Consider the following 230-nt stretch of genomic DNA (forward strand, 5'->3'; position numbering starts at 1 on the left):
TGCTCCGCCAGCGACAGACGGCCCGTGAACAGATAGCCGTCGTCGGCCGCTGTCCCCGTCACCGCCCCCAGCCACGGGTGCTCCGAAGCCCGCAGCCCCACCGAGCGCAGGTCGCCGGAGGACTTGGGTGTGTCCATCCAGTACGGGTCGCGTTGGAAGGCGTAGGTGGGGAGCGGAACGAGGTCGCCTTCGCCCAGGACGCGGTCGGTGTCCAGATCATGGCCGTGGAC

Annotated in this window: 1 protein-coding gene; it reads right to left on the reverse strand. The window is 70.0% G+C overall.

Going from position 1 to position 230, the window contains the following annotated elements:
• A partial coding sequence (locus tag ACPXCS_RS39770; protein WP_425971264.1) for a hypothetical protein occupies positions 1 to 230 on the reverse strand: 230 nt, incomplete at both ends.

This window comes from Streptomyces sp. DT190 (genome assembly GCF_049846985.1).
Classification (GTDB): domain Bacteria; phylum Actinomycetota; class Actinomycetes; order Streptomycetales; family Streptomycetaceae; genus Streptomyces.